The following is a 4,157-nucleotide window of genomic DNA, read 5'->3' as shown; positions in this document are numbered from 1 at the left end:
GGAGGAGGCGGGCGGGGCCACCGGTGATTGTCGGAGGGGGGTCGTACACTCGCGCGCGGCAAGGGAGTTCCGGGAAACCGGAGTTGACCGGCGTACGAGGGGGACTGTTCCATGGCGACGTACGTGCTGATCCACGGCGCGGCTGCCGATTCCTGGTGCTGGGAGCTGTTGGCGGCCGAGCTGCGCGGGCGGGGCCACGAGGTGGTCGCGCCGGACCTGCCGTGCGAGGACGATGCGGCCGGGCTGGCCGAGTACGCGGACGCGGTGGTGGCGGCGGTGGTGGCGGCGGCTTCTGAACGGCCGACCGGCGACCGGGCGGGCCGGCTCGTGGTCGTCGCGCACTCCTTCGGCGGCTTCACCGGCCCGCTGGTGTGCGCGCGGCTGCCGGTGGACCTGCTGGTCATGCTCCAGGCCCAGGTGCCGGCGCCGGGCGAGACGCCGGGCGCGTGGTGGGAGAACACCGGCTACGCGGAGGCCCGCCGCGAATCCGACCGCGGCAGGGGCGTGGTGGAGGGCGCGGAGGAGGACGAGCGCGCCCTGTTCCTGCACGACACCCCGGCCGCCCTGGCCGAGGAGCTCCTCACGGAGCACGAGCGACGCCAGTCGGCCACGCCGTTCGGGACACCGTGGCCCCTGGAGGCCTGGCCGCAGGTGCCGACCAGGTTCCTGCTGGCCACCGGCGACCGGTTCTTCCCGCCCGCGTTCCTGCGGCGGCACGTCCAGGACCGGCTCGGCATCCGGCCGGACGAGATGCCGGGCGACCACCTCCCGATGCTCGGCCATCCGGAAGAGCTGGCCGAGCGGCTGGAGGCGTACCTGACGACGCTGTAGCCGGGCCGCACCGCACGGGAGGTCGCGTCAGTCGGGGTTCTGTACGACCGTGATGGACTGGAGCTGGGCCGGCGTCAGTTGGGCCTCGGCCAGGCCGCGCCTGGTGAAGCGCGCGCGGGAGAGGTCGGCGCCGGCGAAGGAGCAGCCGCTCAGCACCGCGCCCGTGAGGTCCGCGCTGGCGAGCTTGGCGTGGTCGAAGTGGCAGTTCGTCAGGACGGCCCACTTGAAGCTGGTCTCGCTCAGGTCGGCGTGGCGGAAGTCGGCGCCCGAGGCCTTGCACCCCCGCAGCCTGGCCTGGTGGGCCGAGGCGCCCACCAGATCCGTCCCCGTGAGGACGGCGCCGGACAGGTTCGCGTCCGGGATCCTGGTGTCCACCATGGTCGTGCCGGAGAGATCGCACCGGGTGAGGTCGGCCGAGGTGAGATCGGCGGAGTCCAGGTCGACACCGGTGAGGGTCGCCTCCACGAGCCGGGCGTCTCCCAGTTGCGCGTACTCCAGGGAACTGCCCGACAGCAGGCTCGAACCCAGGTTGGCCTGCCACAGCCGGGCCCCGTCCCAGACCAGGTTCCGGAGATCGAGCCGCGAGAGGTTGAAACGGCCGCCGGAATACCGCTCGGGCAGACGGCCCAGGATCAGCACCGCCACCTGGACGTCCTCGGCCGGATCCGGCTCCGGACCGGAGGAATCCCCGAGTGGGCGGGCCTCCCGGAGGAAGTCGCCCAGCATCGACGGCCACGATGGCTCGGTGGCCTCCTGGTCCTGCGGCGGGGTGCGCCAGGCGAGCCGTTCCAGGCGGTAGAGGGCGGCGATGCGGCGCTCCGGATCGGTGGACCGGAGCTCCTCCCGTAGCGCCGCATCCGTCGTGCCCGCCCTGGGGGGTGGCGCCGGCACGTCCCGTTCCGCGTCGTCGGCGGCCAGCCAGAGCCGGTGGAAGCGTTCGACCTCGTCCTCCGGGTCCGGCTTCTGCCGCCCGACGGCGGTGCCGGCCAGGTACCGCACCATGGACTCCACCCGCGCCCAGGCGGGTACGGCCACGCCGTGCAGTAGTTGGCTCGCGGTGTCGTGGCTCACCGTCGTCGGCAGTTCGTCGCGATGCTTGATGCCGAGGGAGATCTCGCGGAGGCTGGGCTTGCCCGCGCCCCGGTACAGCCCGTGCAGGGCTTCGACCAGGTCCCTGCGTGGCCCGGGCGGGAGCTTCTCGCTGGTCGGAACGACGATTCCCGCCACAGGCCGCGCTACCCCTTCGATGGACTGTCAGATTTCGTCCGTAACTGTCAGTCCATCATGAAGTGGTGGGGCGGTTCTGTCAGTTGAAAGCGGATTCCCGGCGCCAGGCCTCCGGTTTCATCCGGTCTCATCGACCGGGCGCGGTGCCGCCTCCGTCCGCCTCCAGGGTTGATCCAGGCCGTGGGGCACGGTCGCCCCCTGGAGAGGAGAAGCGCGATGTTCGAGCACGGTCGGACCGGTGTGGCGGGACGGAGTGGCAAGGTGGCCGGCCGGCGCCGAAGGTGGCGGGTCGTCCGGCGCACCGTCGCCCTGCACTTCGTCCGGGGCATGGCCACGGCGGCGGGCGGTGCCACCGTGACCGGCCTGCTCGCCTGGCTGGTCGCCCGGCGCGGCTAGGCGGGGGCGATAGCGTGGTCGGGGCCTCGGGCGAATGGTCATGCTCCTCGGCGAGGAGTACGCCCGGGCTCAGGGCGCTCATACTCCGGGTCTCAACGTCTTCGGGTTCAACCCAGGTGCGCGTGGCCTTGACGAATCGCCCGGTTACGGACGACCTCGGTGAAGATGCGCAAGGAACTCGACTGGGCCTCGGGCGACGTTTGCCCTGCCGACGACGGCGCGTAGGCGCCGGTCGTCGGCGTGACGGTTCCGCCGGATGAGGCGGTGGCGGATCATTCTGCCCTGCTCTTTGTGGCCGGCGCGGCCGGTGCTCTCGAGAAGGAAGTAGCGCAGGGCGGTGGACCGGGCCTCGATGCGGACGAACGGCACCCTGCGCGCCGGTGATCGGCCGGCGGCGGCTACTCCGTGCCGAGCTTCTTCTCCAGCTCGTCGAGGTTCGCGTGGACCTTCCTGATGTCGGCCTCCCGCTGTTCGACCTCCTTCGCGGCCAGGGCCTTCACCGATTCCTGCTGTGGTGCGGGGCTCTCCTGCTGCGCGGTGCCTTCTTCTTCGAGCTGCTGGTCCTGGTCGTCTGACGCCATGCTCTGGGCCTCCTGGCTCGGTCCGGTGGACGTGGGTGGTGCAGTCGCGGCCCGGCTCCGGTGCCGGGGCGGCGTCTGCCGCTCGCGGGCGTCCTGGTGGCGCTGGGCCGTCGATGAGGTCAGCCTGCCATCCGAAGGATCAAGAGGGGGATGACATGCACAAGGTCATGACGATTCGCCACAACCGGCCCGAGAAGTCGGCGGGGCCGATTTCCTGCGCGGGCGGGGTGATCGGGGGTCAGGTACGGGTGGCCGCCGGGGCGCGGCAGCCGTGCCGGGGATGTCACCCGATGCGGTGAATTGTGTGCAAACCCCGATGGCACCTAGAGTCCAAGGACTGGTGTTCGTGCGCCGGCGGCGGGTGGGGCTGCCTGCCTCTGACGTGCCGCTAGCCGGGCGCGGCGAAGCCAATCCCCTTATCCGAAAGGAATATCCATGGGCGACACGCTGTACGTGGGCGATGAACTCGGTCTCGGTCAGTCCCTGACCGGCGGTGCCTACACGCTGACCCTTCAGCGGGACGGGAACCTGGTGATCTCCGAGCCGGGCGCGGTCGTGTGGGCGACCGAGACCCAGAACCAGGGCGTCGAGCGGGCCGTGCTCCAGGAGGACGGCAACTTCGTGCTCTACAAGGGCGACGGTGCGGCCTGGTCCACCGGGACCGACGGCCAGGACGTCGACCGGCTGGTCGTGCAGGCCGACCGCAACGTGGTGCTGTACGGCCGGGACGGCGGGGCGCGGTGGGCGTCGGACACCAACACCGATTTCCCCCTCGCCGCTGAGGCCCCGGCCCCGGCTCCGGCTCCGGAGGCGGAGGTGGAAGCGGCCCCGATCCAGGAAGCCCCCGTGGTGCAGACCTACACCGTCGAGCCCGGGGACTCCCTGTGGGCCGTGGCCGAGCGCTTCTACGGTGACGGCAGCCGCTACCTGGAGATCGCCCAGGCCAACGGCATCGAGGACCCGGACCTGGTGAACGTCGGTCAGGTGCTGACGATTCCGTAGCCGTGCGGTCCGGGCGCCCGCGTCCGGGCGCCTCGCCCTGATCATCGGACCGTCGGTCCGGTGTGCCGGTGACCGGCTCGTGGGAAGTCGGCCCCGCCGACTTCCCACGCAGGGTTCAGG

Annotated in this window: 5 protein-coding genes and 1 pseudogene; 3 read left to right on the top strand and 3 right to left on the bottom strand. The window is 71.7% G+C overall.

Going from position 1 to position 4,157, the window contains the following annotated elements:
- Positions 1 to 111: 111 nt before the first annotated feature.
- Positions 112 to 831, top strand: coding sequence for an alpha/beta fold hydrolase (locus tag ACFU6K_RS32870; RefSeq protein ID WP_380669285.1), 720 nt, complete (start codon positions 112 to 114; stop codon positions 829 to 831).
- Between the two features lie 27 nt (positions 832 to 858).
- Here ACFU6K_RS32870 and ACFU6K_RS32865 read toward each other — a convergent pair whose 3' ends face one another.
- Positions 859 to 2,058 carry a pentapeptide repeat-containing protein gene (locus tag ACFU6K_RS32865; RefSeq protein ID WP_380669283.1) on the bottom strand — a complete coding sequence of 400 codons (1,200 nt, stop codon included), beginning with the start codon at positions 2,056 to 2,058 and terminating at the stop codon, positions 859 to 861.
- A 216-nt stretch (positions 2,059 to 2,274) separates the two neighbouring features.
- Here ACFU6K_RS32865 and ACFU6K_RS32860 point away from each other — a divergent pair, with 216 nt between their 5' ends.
- Positions 2,275 to 2,454, top strand: coding sequence for a hypothetical protein (locus ACFU6K_RS32860; RefSeq protein ID WP_380669281.1), 180 nt, complete (start codon positions 2,275 to 2,277; stop codon positions 2,452 to 2,454).
- Positions 2,455 to 2,598: 144 nt separating this feature from the next.
- Here ACFU6K_RS32860 and ACFU6K_RS32855 read toward each other — a convergent pair.
- Together ACFU6K_RS32855 and ACFU6K_RS32850 are read right to left on the bottom strand one after the other, a co-directional pair.
- A pseudogene (locus ACFU6K_RS32855) lies at positions 2,599 to 2,811 on the bottom strand (hypothetical protein); the annotation flags it as partial.
- Positions 2,812 to 2,852: 41 nt separating this feature from the next.
- Positions 2,853 to 3,035: a hypothetical protein gene (locus tag ACFU6K_RS32850; RefSeq protein ID WP_380669279.1), complete on the bottom strand. Its 183-nt coding sequence runs from the start codon at positions 3,033 to 3,035 to the stop codon at positions 2,853 to 2,855.
- Between the two features lie 435 nt (positions 3,036 to 3,470).
- On the opposite strand from ACFU6K_RS32850, the gene ACFU6K_RS32845 reads away from it, so the two are divergent.
- Positions 3,471 to 4,037 (top strand): LysM peptidoglycan-binding domain-containing protein, encoded by a 567-nt coding sequence (locus tag ACFU6K_RS32845; RefSeq protein ID WP_380669277.1) that lies wholly within the window; start codon positions 3,471 to 3,473, stop codon positions 4,035 to 4,037.
- Positions 4,038 to 4,157: the final 120 nt, after the last annotated feature.

The organism is Kitasatospora sp. NPDC057512, from assembly GCF_042802135.1.
Lineage (GTDB): Bacteria > Actinomycetota > Actinomycetes > Streptomycetales > Streptomycetaceae > Kitasatospora.
This window is presented reverse-complemented; position numbering and strand designations above follow the sequence as displayed.